The organism is Endozoicomonas sp. ONNA2 (assembly GCF_024606365.1).
Lineage (GTDB): Bacteria > Pseudomonadota > Gammaproteobacteria > Pseudomonadales > Endozoicomonadaceae > Endozoicomonas.
Map to the genome: position 1 here is coordinate 1 of NZ_JAHHPO010000382.1, position 1,597 is coordinate 1,597.

A 1,597-nucleotide genomic window follows, 5' to 3' on the forward strand; every position below is an offset into this window, starting at 1 on the left:
CGCAGAACCGTTTTAACAAAAATCAGGGTCAGAAAATCAGGGTCAGGCTCCCGGGAGGGATGGGCAGGCCTTACATTCTGCAAATATCTTCTTTTTAACTCTGTAAACCACAAAAGTTATGCACAAAGAAATACCTGACCCCAGCTTTGACCCTTGCAGATTGAGGTGAATGCGAATGACAGCGGAGTAAGCTGGTAGATATGCCCTCAGCTGTCCAGCTTAATACGAATGGGACGGATATCGACGCTTGGTTGCACCGCCCGTCCAATCATAAATGGTTACCTTTAAATTATTGTCCCTGGTACGATCTAATTGTGCTTGCATCTTTTCCCTGGCTACAGCCTCACGAAAATACTGAAGAAACCGTTGACATTGCGGTATGCTAGTTTCACCTTTATTTTTCAAGAGTTCCTCATAGCAATTTGCTTCAGACCTGTAAATCGGTAACTCCTTTGTGATATCAACCCAGGGCTGCAGATAGCTGTATGCAAGAACGGAAGCATTCGTTGCCAGTGTCGCTGCTGTTCTGGCAGATACGTTTCTGCCTTCCCGCAGGCATTGCACCAGACTCAAGCTGGTACCTACTGTACTGGCAAAAGCCATGACAACTCGGTTTCTCCACATGGTCAGAGGGGAAGACCCGGAATCACTATTGAGACTAAAGGCAGCTGCCAGACCAACCCCTGCCAAACCTGTTGCTATATTACCAGTATTCATAAATTTCCAATTTCGGTTAATAATACTTGGTCAGACATTCATGCATAGTGAAAGTTCCCATTAAAGATTATCGACCGTAAAGTGCTGTGCTTTTTCGCTACTTTTGCAACAAGCTCAGCCTGGTGAGGGGTTTGCGTGAATTGAAGATCAATATTCCAGGAGCCTTATGGATCCAGATGAGTACTACTAATATAGGACCAAATTCCGCCAACGTATGCACCAGTAGCAAAACCAGCAAAATGAGAAGCAGAAAGGTAGCCATTACTTGCAAAAGCTATAGGACAACCGGCAACGCCAATAGCCGCACCCGTAAACGCCAAAAGTTTTAAGTCAGCCAGGCTATTTGCCGCTCCAAAAACAGATCCAGTTGCAATGGCTGTACTTACACCAGTAGCCAGGGAAGACCCAACATCACCAGTCTCAGCCAAACCAATGGCAAGGTTAATAATGCCGGCGGCACCAATAAAGGTTGCCGCAGAAAGGGCAGAGCTAGCAGCACAAATAAAAACATCATTAGCAATTTGAGAAACTTTTCTGATTACCCGTTCACGCAATGAACGAGTAGGAGGCATACTCTCAAGGATAAATGACGGCACTTCAGACCTACAAATAGGACATTTCTTAGATCGGTCAAACCATTGAGCAATGCATTTTCTTCCAAAGACATGAGTCTCATGACACGGGAGAACTACTTTATCATCACATCGAAGATCTTCATTATCATTTTCATTAAAAGACTCGAAACAGATTTGACATAGATCCGCAACATTCATCGAAAATAAACCCTATCTCTGTTCATTGGTTAATAAGTAGTTAATCAAATGGAATCATATTTTCTGACTAAGTGGCCAGTCACTCTGCTGCGTTGCAACTCCGGTCA

General features: G+C 44.1%; 2 protein-coding genes. Both read right to left on the reverse strand.

Going from position 1 to position 1,597, the window contains the following annotated elements; all coding sequences use genetic code 11:
- Positions 1 to 219: 219 nt before the first annotated feature.
- The gene (locus KDK14_RS06970; protein WP_257264315.1) at positions 220 to 717 is read right to left on the reverse strand and encodes a hypothetical protein; all 498 of its coding nucleotides are present in this window, start codon (positions 715 to 717) and stop codon (positions 220 to 222) included.
- Between the two features lie 164 nt (positions 718 to 881).
- Positions 882 to 1,490 (reverse strand): RING finger domain-containing protein, encoded by a 609-nt coding sequence (locus KDK14_RS06975; RefSeq protein WP_257264316.1) that lies wholly within the window; start codon positions 1,488 to 1,490, stop codon positions 882 to 884.
- Positions 1,491 to 1,597 lie beyond the last annotated feature (107 nt).

Coding starts and splice junctions, on each gene's coding strand:
- KDK14_RS06970 (WP_257264315.1), bottom strand. CDS start 717: ATGAATACTGGTAATATAGCAACAGGTTTGGCAGGGGTTGGTCTGGCA.
- KDK14_RS06975 (WP_257264316.1), bottom strand. CDS start 1,490: ATGAATGTTGCGGATCTATGTCAAATCTGTTTCGAGTCTTTTAATGAA.